Source organism: Streptomyces sp. YS415 (assembly GCF_023544665.1).
Lineage (GTDB): Bacteria > Actinomycetota > Actinomycetes > Streptomycetales > Streptomycetaceae > Streptomyces.
Genome location: NZ_JAMJFL010000004.1, coordinates 295,079 through 314,512, shown reverse-complemented (window position 1 = coordinate 314,512; position 19,434 = coordinate 295,079). Strand labels below are relative to the sequence as shown.

19 protein-coding genes are annotated in these 19,434 nt (G+C 73.1%); 10 read left to right on the top strand and 9 right to left on the bottom strand.

Annotated elements, in window-relative coordinates; all coding sequences use genetic code 11:
- The first annotated feature begins 33 nt into the window (after positions 1–33).
- From M8H82_RS07775 to M8H82_RS07760, 4 genes are read left to right on the top strand one after another with little or no spacing between them, the layout of a single operon-like run.
- Complete coding sequence (locus M8H82_RS07775) at positions 34–1,101, top strand: glucose-1-phosphate thymidylyltransferase (RefSeq protein ID WP_250071731.1); 1,068 nt, start codon at positions 34–36, stop codon at positions 1,099–1,101.
- Entirely contained in the window at positions 1,098–2,078 is a 981-nt protein-coding gene (rfbB, locus tag M8H82_RS07770; RefSeq protein ID WP_250071730.1) for a dTDP-glucose 4,6-dehydratase, read from the top strand. Before M8H82_RS07775 ends, rfbB begins: the two co-directional genes overlap by 4 nt.
- Positions 2,075–2,950 (top strand): dTDP-4-dehydrorhamnose reductase, encoded by an 876-nt coding sequence (gene rfbD, locus M8H82_RS07765; RefSeq protein WP_250071729.1) that lies wholly within the window; start codon positions 2,075–2,077, stop codon positions 2,948–2,950. The genes rfbB and rfbD overlap by 4 nt, the downstream gene beginning before the upstream one ends.
- Positions 2,947–3,747, top strand: a complete 801-nt coding sequence (locus tag M8H82_RS07760; RefSeq protein ID WP_250071728.1) for a class I SAM-dependent methyltransferase — start codon at positions 2,947–2,949, stop codon at positions 3,745–3,747. The genes rfbD and M8H82_RS07760 overlap by 4 nt, the downstream gene beginning before the upstream one ends.
- On the opposite strand, the gene M8H82_RS07755 is transcribed toward M8H82_RS07760, so the two are convergent.
- The 4 genes from M8H82_RS07755 to M8H82_RS07740 form a co-directional block, all read right to left on the bottom strand.
- Positions 3,748–4,824: an acetylserotonin O-methyltransferase gene (locus M8H82_RS07755; RefSeq protein ID WP_250071727.1), complete on the bottom strand. Its 1,077-nt coding sequence runs from the start codon at positions 4,822–4,824 to the stop codon at positions 3,748–3,750. It lies immediately after the preceding gene.
- Positions 4,825–4,853: 29 nt separating this feature from the next.
- Positions 4,854–6,077, bottom strand: coding sequence for a cytochrome P450 (locus tag M8H82_RS07750; RefSeq protein WP_250071726.1), 1,224 nt, complete (start codon positions 6,075–6,077; stop codon positions 4,854–4,856).
- Positions 6,078–6,174: 97 nt separating this feature from the next.
- Complete coding sequence (gene rfbC, locus M8H82_RS07745; RefSeq protein ID WP_250071725.1) at positions 6,175–6,771, bottom strand: dTDP-4-dehydrorhamnose 3,5-epimerase; 597 nt, start codon at positions 6,769–6,771, stop codon at positions 6,175–6,177.
- Between the two features lie 4 nt (positions 6,772–6,775).
- Complete coding sequence (locus M8H82_RS07740) at positions 6,776–8,701, bottom strand: glycosyltransferase family A protein (protein ID WP_250071724.1); 1,926 nt, start codon at positions 8,699–8,701, stop codon at positions 6,776–6,778.
- A gap of 124 nt (positions 8,702–8,825) precedes the next feature.
- Between M8H82_RS07740 and M8H82_RS07735 the strand changes: the two genes are divergently transcribed.
- Positions 8,826–9,326 (top strand): metallophosphoesterase, encoded by a 501-nt coding sequence (locus M8H82_RS07735; RefSeq protein WP_250071723.1) that lies wholly within the window; start codon positions 8,826–8,828, stop codon positions 9,324–9,326.
- A 24-nt stretch (positions 9,327–9,350) separates the two neighbouring features.
- Here M8H82_RS07735 and M8H82_RS07730 read toward each other — a convergent pair whose 3' ends face one another.
- A complete protein-coding gene (locus M8H82_RS07730; RefSeq protein ID WP_250071722.1) occupies positions 9,351–10,451 on the bottom strand; it encodes an XdhC/CoxI family protein in 1,101 nt (366 codons plus the stop codon).
- Positions 10,452–10,643: 192 nt separating this feature from the next.
- Between M8H82_RS07730 and M8H82_RS07725 the strand changes: the two genes are divergently transcribed.
- Positions 10,644–12,614, top strand: coding sequence for a translation factor GTPase family protein (locus M8H82_RS07725; protein ID WP_250071721.1), 1,971 nt, complete (start codon positions 10,644–10,646; stop codon positions 12,612–12,614).
- 9 nt (positions 12,615–12,623) lie between these two features.
- Here the strand turns inward: M8H82_RS07725 and M8H82_RS07720 are convergent, their stop codons facing one another.
- Together M8H82_RS07720 and M8H82_RS07715 are read right to left on the bottom strand one after the other, a co-directional pair.
- Positions 12,624–12,737: an LPXTG cell wall anchor domain-containing protein gene (locus M8H82_RS07720; RefSeq protein ID WP_250071720.1), complete on the bottom strand. Its 114-nt coding sequence runs from the start codon at positions 12,735–12,737 to the stop codon at positions 12,624–12,626.
- Positions 12,738–12,791: 54 nt separating this feature from the next.
- Positions 12,792–14,042 carry a YncE family protein gene (locus M8H82_RS07715; protein WP_250071719.1) on the bottom strand — a complete coding sequence of 417 codons (1,251 nt, stop codon included), beginning with the start codon at positions 14,040–14,042 and terminating at the stop codon, positions 12,792–12,794.
- Positions 14,043–14,203: 161 nt separating this feature from the next.
- Between M8H82_RS07715 and M8H82_RS07710 the strand changes: the two genes are divergently transcribed.
- Positions 14,204–14,860 (top strand): TetR/AcrR family transcriptional regulator, encoded by a 657-nt coding sequence (locus tag M8H82_RS07710; protein WP_250071718.1) that lies wholly within the window; start codon positions 14,204–14,206, stop codon positions 14,858–14,860.
- Positions 14,861–15,337: 477 nt separating this feature from the next.
- On the opposite strand, the gene M8H82_RS07705 is transcribed toward M8H82_RS07710, so the two are convergent.
- On the bottom strand, positions 15,338–16,543 hold the full coding sequence (locus M8H82_RS07705; RefSeq protein WP_250071766.1) for a glycosyltransferase: 1,206 nt from the start codon (positions 16,541–16,543) through the stop codon (positions 15,338–15,340).
- 77 nt (positions 16,544–16,620) lie between these two features.
- Positions 16,621–16,986, bottom strand: coding sequence for a nuclear transport factor 2 family protein (locus M8H82_RS07700; RefSeq protein ID WP_250071717.1), 366 nt, complete (start codon positions 16,984–16,986; stop codon positions 16,621–16,623).
- 170 nt (positions 16,987–17,156) lie between these two features.
- Between M8H82_RS07700 and M8H82_RS07695 the strand changes: the two genes are divergently transcribed.
- From M8H82_RS07695 to M8H82_RS07685, 3 genes are all read left to right on the top strand, one after another.
- Positions 17,157–17,447 carry a hypothetical protein gene (locus tag M8H82_RS07695; protein WP_250071716.1) on the top strand — a complete coding sequence of 97 codons (291 nt, stop codon included), beginning with the start codon at positions 17,157–17,159 and terminating at the stop codon, positions 17,445–17,447.
- 74 nt (positions 17,448–17,521) lie between these two features.
- Positions 17,522–18,436 carry a DNA-3-methyladenine glycosylase 2 family protein gene (locus tag M8H82_RS07690; RefSeq protein ID WP_250071715.1) on the top strand — a complete coding sequence of 305 codons (915 nt, stop codon included), beginning with the start codon at positions 17,522–17,524 and terminating at the stop codon, positions 18,434–18,436.
- A gap of 102 nt (positions 18,437–18,538) precedes the next feature.
- A complete protein-coding gene (locus M8H82_RS07685; protein ID WP_250071714.1) occupies positions 18,539–19,375 on the top strand; it encodes an SDR family oxidoreductase in 837 nt (278 codons plus the stop codon).
- Positions 19,376–19,434: the final 59 nt, after the last annotated feature.

Sequence of the window (19,434 nt, the reverse complement as noted above, 5' to 3'; positions counted from 1 at the left end):
CGGTTACGCCGGATCGACGCTATGGTGAACCAGATGAAGGCTCTCGTGCTGTCCGGCGGAGCCGGCACACGGCTGCGGCCGATCACCCACACATCGGCCAAACAGCTGGTCCCGGTTGCCAACAAGGCTGTGTTGTTCTACGGGCTGGAATCCATCGCCGAAGCCGGCATCACCGAGGTCGGGGTCATCGTCGGCGACACCGCCGCGGAGATCCAGGACGCGGTGGGCGACGGCTCCAAGTTCGGTCTCCAGGTCACCTACATCCCTCAGGAACGCCCGCTGGGCCTGGCCCACGCGGTGCTGATCGCCCGGGACTACCTCGGCGAGGACGACTTCGTGATGTACCTCGGCGACAACTTCATCGTCGGCGGCATCCGTCCCCTCGTCGAGGAGTTCCGCCGCAACCGTCCCGACGCCCAGATCCTGCTCACCCGCGTCCCCGACCCCCGCGCCTTCGGCGTGGCCGAACTGGACGGCGCGGGGCAGGTGGTGGGCCTGGAGGAGAAACCCGAGCACCCCAAGAGCGATCTCGCGCTGGTCGGCGTCTACCTCTTCACCCCCGCGATCCATGAGGCGGTGCGCGCCATCGAGCCGTCCTGGCGCGGCGAGTTGGAGATCACCCACGCCATCCAGCGCCTCATCGACACCCGCGCCGACGTCCGGTGCACGGTGATCAAGGGCTACTGGAAGGACACCGGGAACGTCGACGACATGCTGGAGGTCAACCGGACGGTCCTGGAAGGGATCGACCGGCGGATCGACGGCGAGGTCGACGAGGTGTCCGAGACGATCGGCCGGGTGATCGTGGAGGAGGGTGCGCGGATCGTGAACTCCCGCATCGTCGGTCCTGTCGTCATCGGCGCCGGATCCCTCGTCGCCAACTCCTATGTCGGCCCGTTCACCTCCATCGCCGAGAACTGCCGGATCACCGACAGCGAGCTGGAGTTCTCCATCGTGCTGCGGGACTCCTCGATCGCCGGAGTGGGCCGCATCGAGTCCTCCCTGATCGGCCGGCACGCGGAGGTGACTCCGGCGCACCACGTCCCCAGTGCCCACCGCTTCGTCCTCGGCGACCACAGCAAGGTGCAGATCCACACATGAACCTCCTCGTCACCGGTGCCGCCGGGTTCATCGGCTCGGCCTACGTCCGCATGCTGCTCGCCGCCGAGGCGCCCGACGCGCCGCGGATCACCGTGCTGGACAAGCTGACCTACGCCGGCAGCCTCGACAACCTCCCGCTGGACCATCCGCGCATGGAGTTCGTGCAGGGCGACATCCGCGACGCCGAACTCGTCGGCAAGCTCACCGCCCAGGCCGACCAGGTGGTGCACTTCGCCGCCGAGTCCCATGTGGACCGTTCGATCAGCGGGGCGTCCGACTTCGTGCTGACCAACGTGGTGGGCACCCAGACCCTGCTGGAGGGCGCGCTGCGCGGCGGCGTCGCCACCTTCGTGCACATCTCCACCGACGAGGTGTACGGCTCGGTGGAGACCGGCTCCTCCACGGAGGAGTACCTGCTGCGGCCCAGCTCGCCGTACTCCGCCTCCAAGGCCTCCTCCGACCTGCTCGCCCTGGCCTACCACCGCACCCACGGCCTGGACGTGCGGGTCACCCGCTGCTCCAACAACTACGGCCCGCGCCAGTTCCCCGAGAAGGTCATTCCCCTCTTCGTCACCAACCTCCTCGACGGCCACCCCGTCCCGCTCTACGGCGAAGGCCTCAACGTCCGCGACTGGCTGCACGTCGACGACCACTGCAGCGGCGTCGAACTCGTGCGCACCAAGGGCCGGCCCGGCGAGGTCTACAACATCGGCGGCGGCACCGAGCTGAGCAACAAGGAACTCACCGGACTGCTCCTCGAGGCGTGCGGGGCGGGCTGGGACCGGGTGACGAGGGTCGAGGACCGCAAGGGACACGATCTGCGCTACTCCGTCGACTGGAGCAAGGCCCGCACCGAACTCGGCTACCGTCCCCGGCACGACTTCCGCACCGGGCTGGCCGCCACCGTCGACTGGTACCGGGAGCACCGGGCATGGTGGGAACCGCTCAAACGACGCATGGCGGAGGAGCGAGGATGAGGTGGCTGGTCACCGGCGCGGGCGGGATGCTCGGTCACGACGTCGTGGCCGAACTGCGCGGGCGCGGCGCCGACGTGACCGGCCTCGGCCACAGCGCCCTGGACATCACCGAACCCGCCTCCGTGCAGCGGGCGTTCGCCGCGCATCGCCCGGAGATCGTCGTCAACTGCGCCGCCTACGCGGCCGTGGACGACGCCGAGTCCGACGAGGCCGGCGCCCTGCGCGTCAACGGCGACGGCCCGCGCCTGCTGGCCCGCGCCTGCGCCGCGCACGGCGCCCGCCTGATCCACGTCTCCACCGACTACGTCTTCTCCGGCGAGGGCCGCACCACCCCCTACCCCGAGGACCACCCGCCCGCTCCGCGCACCGCCTACGGCCGCACCAAGCTCGCCGGGGAGCGGGCGGTGCGGGAGGAACTGCCGGGCGCGAGCGCGGTGGTGCGCACCGCCTGGCTCTACGGCGTCCACGGCCGGAACTTCGTCCGCACGATGATCGGCATCGAGGCGAGCCGCCCCACCGTCGACGTCGTCGACAACCAGACCGGCCAGCCCACCTGGTGCGCCGACGTCGCCGCCCGCATCGCCGACCTCGGCCCGCGCATCGGCCCGGACGTCAACGGCGTTTTCCACGCCACCAGTTCGGGCGAGGCCACCTGGTGCGAGCTGGCCCGGGAGGTGTTCCGGCTGCTGGGCGCCGATCCCGCGCGAGTGCGCCCCACCGACACCACGCCCCAGCCGCGGCCCGCCCCGCGCCCCGAGTACAGCGCCCTCGCGCACGACCGCTGGCAGAGCCTCGGCCTGCCGCCGCTGCGCGACTGGCGTACCGCCCTGCACGAGGCACTTCCCCGCATCCGCAAGGAGTCCCCTTCGTGAAACGCCATGAGTTCCTGAAGGAACTGCACAAGGTCACCGCCAACCGCAACTACCTGGAGATCGGCGTCAACGACGGTCGCAGCCTGAGACTGTCCCGGGTGCCGAGCATCGCGATCGACCCCGCGTTCAAGGTGGTCACGGAGATCCGCTGCGACGTCCACCTGGTGAAGGCCACCAGCGACGACTTCTTCGCCCGCGCCAATCCCCTCGCCCACCTCAAGGGCGGCCGGCATCCGGTCCGGAACCTGCGCCGTGGCCGCAGCCCGGTCGGCCACTGGCGGCGCACCACCCTCGACCTGTCGTTCATCGACGGCATGCACCTGTTCGAGTACGCGCTGCGGGACTTCATCAACGTGGAGAAGTACTCCGACTGGGCCAGCGTGATCGTCTTCGACGACATGCTGCCTCGCAACACCGACGAGGCGGCCCGCGACCGCCACACCGGCGCCTGGACCGGCGACGTCTACAAGCTGCGCGAGATCCTCGCCCGCCACCGCCCCGACCTGGTGACCGTCCTGGTCGACACCCAGCCGACCGGACAGCTCGTCGTGTTCGGCGCCGACCCGCACAACACCGTGCTGCGCGACCGGTACGACGAGATCGTCGCCGAGTACGACGTGCCCGACCCGCAGAAGGTGCCGGAGACGATCCTGGACCGCACCGGAGCGGTACGGCCCGAGGCCCTGCTGGGCGCGTCCTTCTGGCGCCCGCTGGCCCGCGCCAGGAACATCGGCGTACGACGCTCCCGGGGCTGGGAGCCGCTGCGGCGCGCCCTGGAGGACCTCACCGGCCGCTGATCAGCGGGGCGCCGCCTCCAGCACCTGGAAGTGGGTGGGGGCCAAGGGGGCGCCCACGGCGGTCAGTTCGAGGTCCGCGGAGTCGAGCAGGGCGGCGTACTCCGCCTCGGTGCGTTCCCGGCCACCGGCCATGACCAGCATGTTCAGGTCGCTCAGGACGACGCTGAGTTCGGCCGCGGGACCGTTCTCGGCCGGCAGGACCGGCTCGACGAGGAGCAGCTTCGCGTGGCCGGGCATGGCCTCGCGGCAGCGCCGCAGCACGGTGCGCGCCCGGTCGTCGTCCCAGTCGTGGATGACGCTCTTGAGGACGTACGCGTCGCCCCCGCCCGGTACGGCGGTGAAGAAGTCGCCGGTGGCGATCTCGCAGCGGTCGGCGACTCCGGCGTCCGCGAGCACCTTGGCGGCCTCCCGCACCCCGGTCGGCGTGTCGAACAGCACGCCCCGGCTGCCGGGGTGCGCGGTGAGCAGGGCCCCGAGCAGGGTGCCGTTGCCGCCGCCGACGTCCACGACCGTGGGGAAGCCGGAGAAGTCGTAGCCGGCCGCCACCACGTCGGCAGCGCCCTGAGCCGTCTCCGCCATCGCCTTGTTGAACAGGGCGGACAGCTCCGGCTGCTGGCCGATGTAGGCGAAGGCCGGCATGCCGAAGACCGCCTCGAACGCCGTGGTGCCGGTGCGCACGCTGTGGTGCAGCTCGCCCCAGGGCCGCCAGACCGCGGGGGAGGTGAACAGGTCGGCGAGCGCGTGGGCCGGGGCGTCGGCGTCGGAGCGCAGGACCTGGCCGAAGGAAGTGAGCGCGAACCGGTCGGTGCGGTCGGGGCGTTCCACCAGGCCCAGTGTCTCCAGGGCCCGCAGCAGGCGGCGCAGCGCGTCCTGGTCGGTGGCGGTGGCCGCGGCCAGTTCGGCGCAGCTCTTCGGGCTCTCGGCGAGCACGTCCGGGAGGTTCAGGCGGACGGCGGCGCCGAGGGCCTGGGAGGCCATGTAGCCGTGCACCAGCTGCAGGGCGCGGGCCTGGTCCTCGGCACCGGCCGGCGCGGGGGCCGGCCGGGGGTGCGTCGGGTGCGATGCGCTGTCGGTCACTGCCGTGTGTCCCTTCGGGCCGGGCGTCGTCACCAGGCGACGTGCAGGGCGACGGGGGCGTGGTCGACGAACTGCCGTGCCATGCGGACCTCGCTGTCCGGCGCCAGGTGCAGTCCCGGCAGCCGGGTGGTCAGGGCCTCCAGCGTCACCGCGAGCTGGAGCCGGGCCAGCCGGGCGCCCACGCAGGCGTGCACGCCGTGGCCGAAGGTCAGGTGCCGGGTCATCCGGCGGGTGATGTCGAACGTCTCGGGCTGCTCGAACTCCTCGGGGTCCCGGTTGGCCGCGCTGTAGAGCGCCACCACGTCGGCCCCTTCCGGCAGGGTCCGCCCGCCGAGGGTCACGTCGCGGGTGGTCACCCGGAAGAAGGCGTGCACGGGGGTGTCGTAGCGGGCGATCTCCTCCACGGCGCCCGGGATCAACTCGGGCCGGCGGCAGAGGAGTTCCCACTGCTCGGGGTGGGAGAGCAGGTGCCACAGGCCGTTGCCGAGCAGGGCGGTGGTGGTCGAGTGCCCGGCGGTGATCAGCCCGATGAACGTCCACACCAGCTCGGCGAGCTGCTCGTCGTCGATCGGCCCCGGGGGCGCGAGCACACCGGCGATCTCGCTGAAGGCGTCCGTGCCCGGACGGTCCCTGCGCTCGCGCACATACCGCGCCATGACCTGCTGGAACTCCAGGAACAGCTCGGCCGCCGCGACCTCTTCCTCGCGGGAGGCGCCGCCGGTGATGACCGCGACGCAGGCATAGGCGCCGTCCCGGATCATCGCCCGGTCCGCCGCGTCGATGCCGCACATGTCGCTGATGGTCTCCACGGGCAGCACGCGCGCGTACTGGCTCATCAGCTCGGCCGAGCCGTCCGCCGCCAGGGCGTCGACGAGTGCCGTCGCCCGCTTGCGGATCTCCGGCTCCAGCACCGCGACGGCGTCCGTGCCGAGCCGCTTGGCGAGCGGCGCCCGCACCTTCAGATGTCGGTCGCCGCTGACGTTGATGATGGCGGAGGACGGCGGGAAGCCGCGCTGCAGCACGGCGAGCGCGTCCGGATGCAGCGGGAGCGGGGAGCGCAGGGCGTTCGCCGTGGAGAACGTCTCGTGCCGCTGCAGCACCGTGCGCACGTCGTCGAACCGGGTCACCACCCAGGCCCGCAGCACCTCGGAGTAGAAGACCGGCTCCTGCTCCCGCGCCAGCGCGAAGAAGGGGTACGGGTCCTGCAGATGCGTGCCGAGGGGGTCGTACGACTCACCGATGGAGCTCGTCATCGCGCCCCGCCTCCTCACTGGGAATGGGCCGACACACCGCTCCGGACGGTGCCGCACCCCGCTCGCGGGAGGCTGGAGTTCCGGTCGTGGACCGGGGCTACCCCTGTCGCAGGCTTCTGTAGTGGGTGGCGCAGTCCTCGTAGGACGGCAGGAGGCCGGTGCGCAGGGCATGGGCCAGGGACGGCGACTCGGCGTCCTTGGGGGAGAGCACCGGCTCCACGCCCTCGGGCCAGGGCAGGGCCAGGTCGGGGTCGAGCGGGTGCACGCCGTGCTCGCGGTCGGGGGCGTAGCCGGTGGAGCACAGGTAGATGACGGTGGCGTCGTCGGTGAGGGCCATGAAGGCGTGCCCGAGGCCCTCGGCGAGGAACACCGCGTGCCGGGTGTCGTCGTCGAGGCGGACCGCCTCCCACTGGCCGAACGCCGGGGAACCGGTGCGCAGATCGACCACGACGTCCAGCACGGCGCCCCGCACGCAGGTGACGTACTTGGCCTGGCCCGGCGGCACGTCGGAGAAGTGCACCCCGCGCACCACGCCCCGCCGGGAGACGGAGCAGTTGGCCTGCGCGAGGGTCAGGTCGTAGCCGGTGGCCTCGCGGAACTCCTCGCCCCGGTACCACTCGTGGAAGGTGCCCCGGTCGTCGGGGAAGACCTTGGGCTCCAGCAGCCAGGCACCGTCGATCCCCAGTGAGCGCACTCCGTCACCTCCGTCGGGCCCTGAGCAGGACCTTCGCCTTGCGTCCCAGCCGGCGCAGCACCCCGGGCCGGGGAGTGCGCCGCACCTGCACCCCGTGCGCGCCGGCGCGCAGCGCGAACGGCAGCGCCAGAACCCGCTGTTGGGCCGCGTCCGGGGCCGGGACCAGCGCGGCCCGCCAGGTCGCACCGCCCATCACCAGGGCGGGCAGAGCTGCCGTCAGCAGCGCTCCGGAGCCGTCGGGCGCCGGGGAGAGCGTGCCGTTCGCGTCCAGTGCCCTGCCCCGCGCGGTCAGCCGCACCAGCACGTCCGTGGCGTGCGGCACGTACAGCGGCACCGGGGCGCTGAGCCGGTCGTCGGTGGCGGTGACCGACTCGGGCACTACCCGGCCGAGTCCGAGGGTGCGGCTCGCGCGGTCGACGTCCAGGGCGAGCGAGAGGTGCCGCGCGGTCCAGTACGGCAGCACCACCCGCCCGGCGACGACTCCGGCCGGCACCGTGGGGCGTTCGGCGCGCGGGGCCGGGGCGAGCCGGCACTCCTTGGTCCAGCCGCCCAGCTTGACCCGGACCACGGCGTCCCACAGTCCGCCGGCCAGCGGCGCGCCCTCGGCGGCCGCCGCCGGGTCCACGGTGGCCGTGGCCCGCAGCATCAGCCGGAAGCGACCCGGGTCCTCGGTCGGCACGGTCTCCCGGGTGAACTGCACCGGCTGGAAGTACTGGGCGGCATCGGAGCGCCGGCGCAGCAGCAGGTCCGCGGTCGCGGAGCCGAACCGGGAGACGGTGTCGGCGCCCACCCAGGCGATGGCCTCGGTGACGTCCTTCGGCGGCGCCTGGAGCGGATCGCCGCCGCCTCTCGCGCCGAACGTCAGCGGCGCCCCGCCCGCGTGGTACTCCGCGGCGAAGGAGACCTGCAGCGTGCCGTCCGCCCACTCGATCCCTTCCGGAACGGCCTTGAGGACGATGCCCGCCTCCCACTCGGCGAACGCCTCCACGTCGTCGTAGCGGTCGGCGGCGATCAGCGCGGCCACGACCTGCTGCGTGGGCTGCAGTCCGGCCGCGACACCGGGCCCGAACCGCTCGACGACCACGGAGTGGATCTCCCGGAACAGCTCCCTGCGGTAGTCGGGGGGCATGGCCAGCAGCCGCTTGCCGCGCATCCGTTCGACCATCTCCACCCGCAGCCAGCGGCGGAAGAGCCGGTCGCGCAGCGGACCCGGCTCGGTGTAGCGCTCGACGACGTCCAGCGCCTCGCGCAGGTTCTTGTAGTAGCCGACCGGGTCGAAGCGCTGGAAGCCGGCGTTGGCGTCGTCGTCCCGGCGCACGTGGTAGTAGCAGACGTAGTCGCTGAGGACCGAGACGTTGTCCGCCCGCAGGAAGGCCTCGGTGACGAAGACATGGTCCTCCAGGCGCCGCCGGCCCTCGGGAAAGCGCAGGCCGATGCGGTCCAGGAAGGCGCGGCGGAACATCTTGTGCGGGGTGAGGCTGTCGATCAGCGGCGCGCTCTCCACGGTGGCCCGCGGATGGTTGCGGCGGAACAGCTCCACCGGCACTCCGCGGCCCTGGCCGGCCATCTTGCCGACGACGACATCGGCGCCGTTCGCCACGCCGTAGTCGTACATCCGCTCGAGGGCCTCGTCGCCGAGGTGGTCGTCGTTGTCCACGAACATCACGTACTCGCCGCGCGAGGCGGCGATGCCGACGTTGCGGGGCTTGCCCGCCCAGCCGGAGTTCTCCTGGTGCACGACCGTCACCCGGGGGTCCGCGGCGGCGAGCTCGTCGAGCCGCCCGGGCGTGTCGTCGGTGGAGCCGTCGTCGACGAAGATCACTTCATAGGTATCGGGCGGCAGGGACTGCCGCAGCAGCGAGGAGATGCAGTCCTCGATGTAGGCCCCCGGGTTGTACACGGGAACGATGACGCTGACCTTGACCGGCATCGCGCTCCAAGTCCCCTCGGGTGTTCGCCTGCGTCTGCTGGGTGCGGCACGGTGCGCCTCCCGATGCTAACCCGCTCCCCGTCGCTTGCCACCTTCCGCCCGGCCCGAGCCGTAGGCTGGCGGGGTGCGTCTGCTGCTGATGTCCGACACTCACCTGCCCAAGCGCGCCCGCGCACTCCCCGGTCCGCTCCTCGCCGAACTCCCGGACGCCGACGTGGTGATCCACGCCGGGGACTGGGTCGACGCGGCCACCCTCGACCTGCTGGAGAGCCGCAGCCGCCGGCTGATCGCGGTGTACGGCAACAACGACGGCCCCGAACTGCGCGCCAGGCTCCCCGAGGTGGCCCGCGCCGACCTCGGCGGCCTGCGCTTCGGCGTCGTCCACGAGACCGGCCCCGCCCAGGGCCGCGAGGCGCGCTGCGCCGCCCGCTTCCCCGACCTGGACGTGCTGGTGTTCGGGCACAGTCACATCCCCTGGGACACCACCGCGCCCACCGGGCTGCGCCTGCTCAACCCGGGCTCCCCGACCGACCGCCGCCGCCAGCCGCACTGCACCTACCTCACGGCGACGGTCACCGACGGCTCCCTCACGGACGTGGAACTGCACCGCCTGCCACCGCGCTGACGCCGGGCGGTCCCGGGCGGTGCGTCAGGGCGCCGCGTGGATCGCCCCCTGCGTCGCGGTCAGCGGGGCGCCGGTGCCGCCCCAGCGCAGGGCGACGATCTCGGCGGCGACCGACACGGCGACCTCCTCGGGCGTACGGGCGCCCAGGTCGAGTCCCACCGGTGAGCGCAGCCGGGACAGTTCGGCGCCGCTCAGTCCGGCCGCGGTCAGCCGGCGCGCCCGGTCGTCGTGGGTGCGGCGGCTGCCCATCGCCCCGATGTAGGCCGCGGGCCTGCGCAGGGCCACCTCCAGCAGCGGCACGTCGAACTTGGGGTCGTGGGTGAGCACGCAGATCACCGTGCGGCCGTCGGTGTCCGTGCCGTTCAGATAGCGGTGCGGCCAGTCCACGACGACCTCCACGCCCTCGGGGAAGCGTTTCGGGGTCGCGAAGAGGGGGCGGGCGTCGCAGACGGTGACCCGGTAGCCGAGGAAGTCGCCGATCCGGGCGACGGCGGCCGCGTAGTCGATCGCGCCGAAGACCAGCATCCGCGGCGGTGGCGCGAAGGAGTGCAGGAAGACGGTGACGGCGTCCTCGCGGCGCTCGCCGTGCGGCCCGTAGTGGCGCAGGCCGGTGACCCCGAGGGCGAGTTCGCCGCGCGCGTCCGCGGTGACCGCCGCGTCCAGGCCCGCCGCGCCCAGGGTGCCGAGGACCCGGTCGGGCCAGACCGCAAGGGTTGCCCCGCGCGGCGCGGGCCCGTCGGTCACCGAGGCCACGGTGACCGGTTCGCCGGCGGCGACGGACTCCGCGACCGCGCCGAAGGACGCATCGAGGGCGGCCGTCACCGGACGGACGAGCAGGGTGATCTCGCCGCCGCAGGTCAGCCCCACCGCGAAGGCGTCCTCGTCGCTGTAGCCGAAGGTCTCCAGGCGCGCCTCGCCGCTCGCCACCACCTCCTGCGCCAGCTCGAACACCGCTGCCTCGACGCAGCCGCCCGAGACACTGCCCACGACCTCGTCGCCCGGGCCCACGGCCATCGCGGCCCCCGGATCGCGCGGCGCGCTGCGGCTCGTGGCGACGACCGTGGCCAGACCGAAGGGCGATCCCGCCGCGTACCAGGCGCCCAGCACCGGAAACAGGTCACGCATGGCCGGCTCCTTTCGCCCTTGCCGGACCGGGTACCCCGCCAGAGGTCGTTGAACGTTAATCCATTGCCGGTGCGGGCCCGTTGCTGCTGCACTGCACGGGAGCCGACGCCGCACCACGAGGAGCTTCCATGCGCACTGCGTTCATGTCCCCCCAGGAAGGAATCACCCCCTCATCGAAGGACATGACGCTTCGTGCCGTTGCTCAACCTCGGAATCCTCGCCCATGTCGACGCCGGTAAGACCAGCCTGACCGAGCGGCTGCTGCACGCGGCCGGGGTCACCGACGAGATCGGCAGCGTCGACGCCGGCACCACCCGGACCGACACCCTGGCGCTGGAGCGCCGGCGCGGGATCACCATCAAGTCCGCCGTCGTCTCCTTCCCCGTCGACGACGTGACGGTCAACCTCATCGACACCCCAGGCCATCCGGACTTCATCGCCGAGGTGGAGCGGGTGCTCGGCGTCCTCGACGGGGCCGTCCTCGTCGTCTCCGCCGTCGAAGGGGTCCAGGCGCAGACCCGGGTCCTGATGCGGACCCTGCGCAGGCTGCGCATCCCCGCCCTGATCTTCGTCAACAAGATCGACCGGCGCGGGGCCCGGGAGCGGGAGCTGCTGCGGGCGCTCACCCGGCGGCTGGGCATCGCCGTGGCACCGATGGGGCGCGCCGCCGGGCTCGGCACCCGCGCGGCCGGGTTCACGCCGGGGCTCGGCCCGTCCGCGCTCGACGCGCTCGCCGACCACGACGACGACCTGCTCACCGCGTACGTCGAGGACACCGTCGGCGACGACCGCCTGCGCGCCGCCCTCCTCGACCAGACCCGGCAGTGCCTCGTCCACCCGGTGTACTTCGGCTCGGCCGTGACCGGTGCGGGCGTGGACGCGCTGATCAGCGGAATCAAGGAGCTGCTGCCCCCTGCCGAGGGGGACCCCCGGGGTCCGGTCTCGGGCACCGTCTTCAAGGTGGAGCGCGGCCCGGCGGGGGAGAAGGTCGCCTATGCCCGGATGTTCTCCGGCACTCTCCGCGTCCGCGGCCCCGTCCTGTTCGGCGCTGCCCGCCGGGAGGGCAAGGTCACCGCGGCCGGCGTCTTCGAGCACGGCGGCGAGGTGCGCCGCGACGAGGTTCCCGCGGGCCGGATCGCCAAGCTGTGGGGCCTCGCCGACATCAGGATCGGCGACGCGCTCGGGCGGCCCCGCTCGGCGGAGAGCCACTTCTTCGCCCCGCCCACCCTGGAGACGGTCGTCGTGCCGGCACCGGGCACCGACCCGGGGGCCCTGCATGTCGCGCTCACCCAGCTCGCAGAACAGGACCCGCTGATCGGCCTGCGCCACGACGAGATGCGCCGGGAGACCTCGGTCTCGCTCTACGGCGAGGTGCAGAAGGAGGTCGTCCAGGCCACGCTCGCCGACGACTACGGCCTGGAGGTCACCTTCCGGGAGACGACCCCGCTGTGCATCGAGCGGCCCGTGGGGCCGGGGGCGGCCGTCGAGTTCAACAAGAAGGACGCCAACCCTTTCCTCGCGACGGTCGGCCTGCGCGTCGACCCCGCCCCGCCCGGAACCGGCGTCACCTTCGCCCTGGAGGTGGAGCTCGGCTCCATGCCGTACGCCTTCTTCAAGGCCGTCGAGGACACCGTCCGCGAGACCCTCGGCGAGGGCCTGCACGGCTGGCGGATCCCCGACTGCGCGGTCACCATGACGCACTGCGGCTACTCGCCCCGGCAGAGCCACGCCCACCAGGGCTTCGACAAGAGCATGTCCAGCACCGGCTACGACTTCCGCGGCCTGACCCCGCTGGTCCTGATCGAGGCGCTGCGCCGGGCGGGCACCCGGGTGCACGAGCCGATGCACCGCTTCCGCATCGAGGCCCCGGCGGACACCCTCGGCGCCCTGCTGCCGGTGCTGGCCGCGCTCGGCGCGGTGCCGGGGTCCACCGAGACCCGCGGGGCGGCCTGTGTCCTGGAGGGCGCGGTGCCCGCGGCCCGGGTGCACGGGCTGGAGCAGCGGCTGCCGGGGCTCACCCGGGGCGAGGGCGAGCTGGAGAGCGCCTTCGACCACTACGCGCCGGTCACCCGCGGTGCGGTCCCCGAGCGGGCCCGCACCGACCACAACCCGCTCGACCGGAAGGAGTACCTGCTGAACGTGACGCGCCGGGTGGGTGGTTGAGCCGGGGCCCTACCGGCGGCGGCGGATGTACCACGCCGCCACCAGGAGGATGAGGATGGCGACCACGAAGGCCCATACCGTCGTCGCGCCGTGGTACGTGCGGTAGGTCGACAGAGCAATCATGTACGGGCGGTTACCCGCGGCGGGCGCGTTCACCCGACGGAAGTGCCGGTCCGGTCAACGGGCCGTGGGGGAGGTCCAGTCGGACTCCACGTGGCCCAGCCGGACGCGCTGGGGGTGGTCGCCGACCGGGACGGACACCTGCTTCCGGCCGGTCGCGAAGTCGATGGCCGTGACCTGGTCGGTGCCGCTCTCGGAGACGACGCAGGACCTGCCGTCGCCGCTGACCGTCGCCCAGTACGGCTTGGAGACGGTGACCAGCGGGCCCTCCTGGAGCGTGGCGCGGTCGACGACGGTCGCGTAGTCGTCCATGGTGCCGGCGACGCACAGCTTGCGGCCGTCGGGGCTCATCGAAAGGCCGTGGTGGCGCGAGTCGTTGACGAAGGTGGTGCGGTCGTCGCCGGTCGCCGGGTTCTTCGGCAGGGCCTTGGTGCGGGTGATCCGGTCGGTGGCGAGGTCGTACTCGAAGAAGCCGTGGAAGAACGACACCTGGAAGTACAGCTTGGACTCGTCCGGCGAGAACACCGCGGGCCGGACCGCGTCGGAGTAGCCGGTCAGACCGATGGCGTCGAGCCGCTGCCGCATGTCGATGACCTTGACCCGCTGGAAGGTGCTCGCGTCGACGACCGTGATGTACCGGTTGCCCTTCGTCCAGTCCAGCCAGGGCGCGTCGGTCTGCGTGTTCACGTCGCCGATCGCCATGTTGTAGAGGTACTTGCCGTCCTGCGTGAAGATGTTCTCGTGCGGCTTGTCGCCGGTGCCGAACTTCCCCAGTTCCCTGCCGGTGTCGATGTCGAGCACATGCACGGTGTTGGAGGTCGAGGCCGACACCGCCACCCGGGTGCCGTCGGGGGAGACGGCCATGTGGTCGGAGCGGTAACCCGACACGGGGAAGCGCCAGTTGAGCGCGCCGGTGGCCAGGTCGATGGAGACGACGTCGGCGAAGCTCGGCCGGGAGACGACCACGGAGGTTCCGTCCGGGGTCGAGTACATGTCGTCGACGAACTGGTCGTGCCCCTCGCCGACGCTGTTGCGGATCGCCATGAAGTAGATCCACTTGATGGGGTCGGCGTTGATCTCCGCCATCCGCCGGTCCTTGTCCGGGACGACGTCGATCCGCCCGATCCTCGCGAAGTCACCGCTGGAGCGGAGGACATCGGCGGTGCCGTCCCAGTTGTTGCCGACGAACAGCACCTCGCGCAGCGCGGCTGTGTCCGTGGCGGCCGAGGCGGCGGTCGCGGGGACGGTGACGGTCAGGACGAGGGCGGCGGCCAGGGTGCGCAGGCGGCGGGCTCCGATGACAGGCATGAGTGCTTCCTCAGGATGGGAGATGGCGTGTGCATGCCAAAGCGAGACTCTGAAAACGCGGTCGTTCAGAGTTCGACTTACTGGAAAGTAAGGAGCGGGGGGCCTTCTGCACAAGACTGCGTACCCGACAAAATGGCGAACGGCGAGGGAGGCGAGGGGCGTTGGAGGGCAGGCTCAGATCACCGACCGGCCGTTACGGCGGCAAGTCGGCGCAGGAACGCAAGGCCGAGCGCCGCAGCCGCTTCCTGGACGCCGCACTCCAGCTCTTCGGCGACACCCCCGGCTACCGCGGCACCACCGTCGCGGCGCTCAGCGAGGCGGCGGGCCTGTCGACGCGACAGTTCTACGAGGAGTTCCGCACCCTGGAGGACGTCCTCGCGGCCCTCCATCTCCAGGTCAACGACTGGGCCGAGCAGGCCGTCCTGGCAGGCGCCGCCGCCATCGGCGACGCACCGATCGCCGAACGCGCCGCCGCGATCTTCCGTGCCTACGCGGCCCACGTCACCGCCGATCCCCGCCGGGTCCGCATCACCTTCGTGGAGATCGTCGGCGTCAGCCCCCGGCTGGAGGAGCAGCGCCTGGCCCGCCGCTCCCGCTGGGTCGACCTCATCTGCGCGGAGGCCCGGGCGGCCGCCGACCGCGGAGAAGCGGCGCCCCGCGACTACCGCCTCGCCGCTACGGCGTTCATCGGCAGCGTGAACGGCCTGCTGCACGACTGGAGCGCCGGCTGGGTGGCCGCGACCCTGGACGAGGTGGTGGAGGAACTGGTCCGCCAACTCCTGTCCATGTTGCGGCCGGTGGGGTGGGAGGCGGCGTAGCGGCGAGCGACGCGGCTGCTCAAGGGCGCCGGGGTTGCCGGGGCAGCACCCTGGGCGGGGCGTCGGGGGGTGCTTCGGGCGGGTTGTTGGCACGCCCCTGGGCGCGTTGTTGGGGCAGGGCCCTGGGCGGGGTGTCGGGGAGTGCTCCGAGCGGGGTCGTCGGGGCAGCGCCCCGGGCGGGGTTGTCGCGGAAGTGCTCCTGGCGGGCCCTCGCGTCCTACCTCGCGAGCCGTTCCACCGCCGTCAGCACCGGCTGGCGGGGTGTCGGGGAGTGCTCCGAGCGGGGTCGTCGGGGCAGCGCCCCGGGCGGGGTCGTCGCGGAAGTGCTCCTGGCGGGCCCTCGCGTCCTACCCCGCGAGCCGTTCCACCGCCGTCAGCACCGGCTGGCGGGGTGTCGGGGAGTGCTCCGAGCGGGGCCGTCGGGGCAGCGCCCTGGGCGGGGTCGTCGCGGAAGTGCTCCTGGCGGGCCCTCGCGCCCTACCCCGCGAGCCGTTCCACCGCCGTCAGCACCGGCGCCGTGCCGTCCTCCTCGCGGATCCGTACGCCCAGCGCCCGCGCCCGCTCCCGGTGCCCGGGATCGCGTACCGCACGGTCGAGGGCCGGGGCCAGGACGTCCTCCGTCAGACCGCGCAGCGGCACCCGGCGGGGAGCCACCCCGAGGGCCACCAGGCGCTCCGCCCAGAATCCCTCGTCGAACTGGACCGGCACCGGCACCGCGGGCACCCCGGCCCGCAGCCCCGCCGCCGTCGTACCGGCACCCGCGTGATGCACCACGGCGGCCATCCGGGGGAACAGCACGGAGTGCGGCACCTCGCCGACGGTCAGCATGTCCTCGCCGTCCGCCGCCAGCCCGCCCCACCCGCGCTGGATCACCCCGCGCAGACCGGCCCGCCGCAGCGCCCGCACGATCCGGGCGCTGAGCCCGCGGGGATCGGGCACGGTCGCGCTGCCCAGACCCACGAAGACCGGCGGCTCCCCGGCGTCGAGGAAGCGCTCGACCTCGGCGGGGAGCCGGGCATCGAGGTCGTACGGCCACCAGTAGCCCGTCACGTCCAGTCCCGGTGACCAGTCCCGGGGGCGGGGCACCACGAGCGGGCTGAAGCCGTGCAGCACCGGCAGGGCACCCGCGCCGCCCGTGCGCGGCAGCCTCAGCCGGGCCCGCACCGACGGCAGCGTGGACGCGAAGATCCGGTCCATCACCAGGTTCACCCCGTGCCCGGCGACCCGGTTGCCCACGGCCCCCCAGGAGCCGCCCCCGAGCACCGGCGGCGCGAACTCCCCGGTGGGGGCGACCGGTTGGAGGTAGACACCGATGCCGGGCAGCCGAAGCCCCTCGGCGATCGTCCGGCCGAGCGGCGCGAGCGAACTGGACAGCAGCAGTACGTCGCTGCGGCGCGCCGCCGTCACCAGATCGTCCGTCATCCTCCCCACCAGCGCCCGCGCCAGCGCGGACACCCGCATCAGCTTCCCCACGCCGGTCGCGCTGCGATGCAGCCCCCGTCCGCGGGCGGACTCCAGCTCCGCCCGCGGATCGACGGGCAGCGGATGGAAACCCACGCCCGACCCCGTCACCAGCCGCTCGAAGCAGCCATGGGTGACCAGAGTGACCTCATGTCCGCCCCGGGCCAGTGCATGGCCCAGACCGGTGTAGGGAGCCACATCGCCCCGGGAACCCGCCGTCATGATCGCAACGCGCACGCCCGCCAGTATGGCCCCGGGAACCGTCACCGCGTGCGCACGCCGCGGGGTCGCCAACCCCGCTACTCGTCCCAGGCCTGGATCATCGTCTGTTCGACGATCTTGCCGTCCCGCAGGGACGCCATCGACTCGGCGAGCACGCGTACCCCGTCGGAGTACCGACACGACTCGGTGAAGGCGACGGTGTCTCCCTCGACGACGCACCGCTCCAGCTTGTGCGTCATGTCGCGGCGGTAGACGTCCTCCAGCAACTCGCCGATCTCGTCCCGGCCATGCAGCACCCGGGGACTGCTGGGCTGGGTGTTGCGGTCCACGACGCGCAGTTCCGCGTCGTCCGCGTACAGCGACATGAGCGTCGTCGCCGTGTCTCCCTCGATGCCCCGGCGCAGTGCTTCGGTGTCGAAGCCGGTGCCTGCCGCGCTGCCCATGGTGACCTCCTCGACGGCCCGCGGCCTCGGGGAGCGTGCCGCGACGGCCCTCTCCTTCGAGGCTCCTCCGCCCCGGCGGCCTCGGCAAGCCCAGCCGCGGCGGTCCGCCTGACGGGTGAGCCGCGCCCCGCGGCCGTGTCCGGCGGGGGCCCCGCGGCGTTGCTCCCGACATGATCTCAACACGACGTATCGTCGCCGCCGTCGGCCTGGCCGCCGCTGCCACCGGCCTCGCCGCCCCGCTGGCGAGCGCGGCCGAGGGGAAGGCCCCGGGTGCCGGGCTCAGCCCGCTGAGGACGCTCGACTCGCTCACCGTGAGCGACATCCCCAAGGAGCACAAAACGGCGATCCCGCGGCCCTCCGTGCAGCTGAACCAGCTCAACCGGCTCCGGGATCTGAACCAGTTGCAGCAGGTCACCGGCATGGTCTCCCCGGTCACGGGACTGCTCCCCGGCATCCGGTAATGACCCGCCGTATCCACGAGGGCCGCCCGCACCGCCGGGCGGCCCTCGGCATGTCCCCCACAGGAGCGTGAGCGGTGCCGCAGCCGCCGGACCGGTCGGTGCGCTGGCAGCCCGGCTTCCCCGTCGACGCCCGCCTGACCCTGAGCAGCCTGCGCCGGGGCCCGCGCGATCCCACGCACCGGCTGGAGTCCGACGGCACGCTGTGGCGCACCGCGCTGACCGCCTCCGGACCGGTCACCTACCGCATCCGCCAGCACCGCCCGGACGACCTCCGCATCGACGCCTGGGGGCCCGGAGCGGCCGAACTCGCCGACTCGGTGCGCCGTGAGCTGGGCGCGGACGACCGGCCCGAGCTGTTCCGGACCGACCACCCCGTCCTGCGCGACGCCGTGCGCCGGCTGCCCGGTCTGCGGGTCCCGTGCACCGGACGCCTCTTCGAGGCCCTGGTGCCCGCCGTGCTCGAACAACGCGTCGTCGGCCTGGACGCCTTCGCGTCCTTCGCCCGCCTGGTCCGGCGGTACGGCGATCCGCCGCCCGGCCCCGCCCCCGAGGGCATGCGCCTGCCGCCGCCACCCGAGACGTGGCGGACCGTGCCCAGCTGGGAATGGCGCCGGGCGGGGGTGGACCTGCACCGGTCCGCCACCCTCGTCGAGGCCGCCCGGCACGCGGCCCGCCTGGAGCGGGCGGCCGGCGACCCGGCAGACGCCTACGCAGTGATGGCGAAACTGCCCGGCGTGGGCGTCTGGACCGCCGCCCAGGTCGGCCACCGGGCCCTGGGCGACGCGGACGCGCTGCCGCTGGGCGACTACCACCTCGCCACCATGACCGGCCTGGCGCTCCTCGGCCGCCCCTTGGCGGACGACGAGGTCGAGCCCTTCTACGCCCCCTTCCGCCCGCACCGCTACCGCGTCGTCCGCCTGCTCGAACTCAGTCCCGGCACGGCCCCGCGCAGGGGCCCTCGCGCACCCCGTGCGGGTCCGTTCGCCTAACGAGCCCTCCGGCGCGCGGGCCTCGGCGTGTCGCCTCCGGGCGTGCGCACACCTGTCTGATACGGATCGTCGGTCCCCTCGCCCGCCGCAAGGAGAACCACCATGGCCCCCACCTACGCCGTCACCGGCGCCTCCGGCCGCCTGGGCGGACGGATCGCCCGCCGTCTGGCCGCGGCCGGAATCCCCCAGACCCTCCTCGTCCGCACCCCCGCCCGCGCCCCCGAACTGCCCCGCGCCACCGCGGTACCCGGCGCCTACGACGACCACGACGCCGTCGCCCGCGCCCTGCGCCCCACCGACCACGTCCTGATGGTCTCCGCCTCGGAGACCCCCGACCGCGTCGCACAGCACCGCACCTTCATCGACGCCGCCGCGGCCGCCGACGTCGCGCACCTGGTGTACATCTCCTTCTACGGCGCCGCCCCCGACGCCACCTTCACCCTGGCCCGCGACCACTGGCACACCGAGCAGCACCTGCGCGCCAGTGGGGTGCCGTTCACCTTCCTGCGGGACAACCTGTACGCCGACTTCATGCCCGCCCTGGTCGGGGAGGACGGCGTCATCCGCGGCCCGGCCGGGACCGGGCGCGCCGCCGTGGTCGCCCAGGACGACATCGCCGACGCCGCCGTCGCGGTCCTGCGCGACCCGGCCGGGCACGTGGGCCGTACCTACGAACTCACCGGGCCCGAGGCGCTCGGCCTCGGTGACGTCGCGGCCACCCTCACCGCCGTCACCGGCCGTACCGTCAGCTACGTGCCGGAGACGGTCGAGGAGGCCTACGCCTCCCGCAAGGGCCACGGCGCGCCCGACTGGCAGCTCGACGCCTGGGTCTCCACCTACACGGCCATCGCCGACGGCTCCCTGGCGGGGGTGACCACCGCGATCGAGGACCTGACCGGCCGTCCCGCCACGTCGCTGGAGCAGGTCCTGCGCGGCTGAGCCGCTTTCCGGGTCGCGTGCCGTTTTCCGATCGGTCACGCGTAGGGTCGGAAAAGACG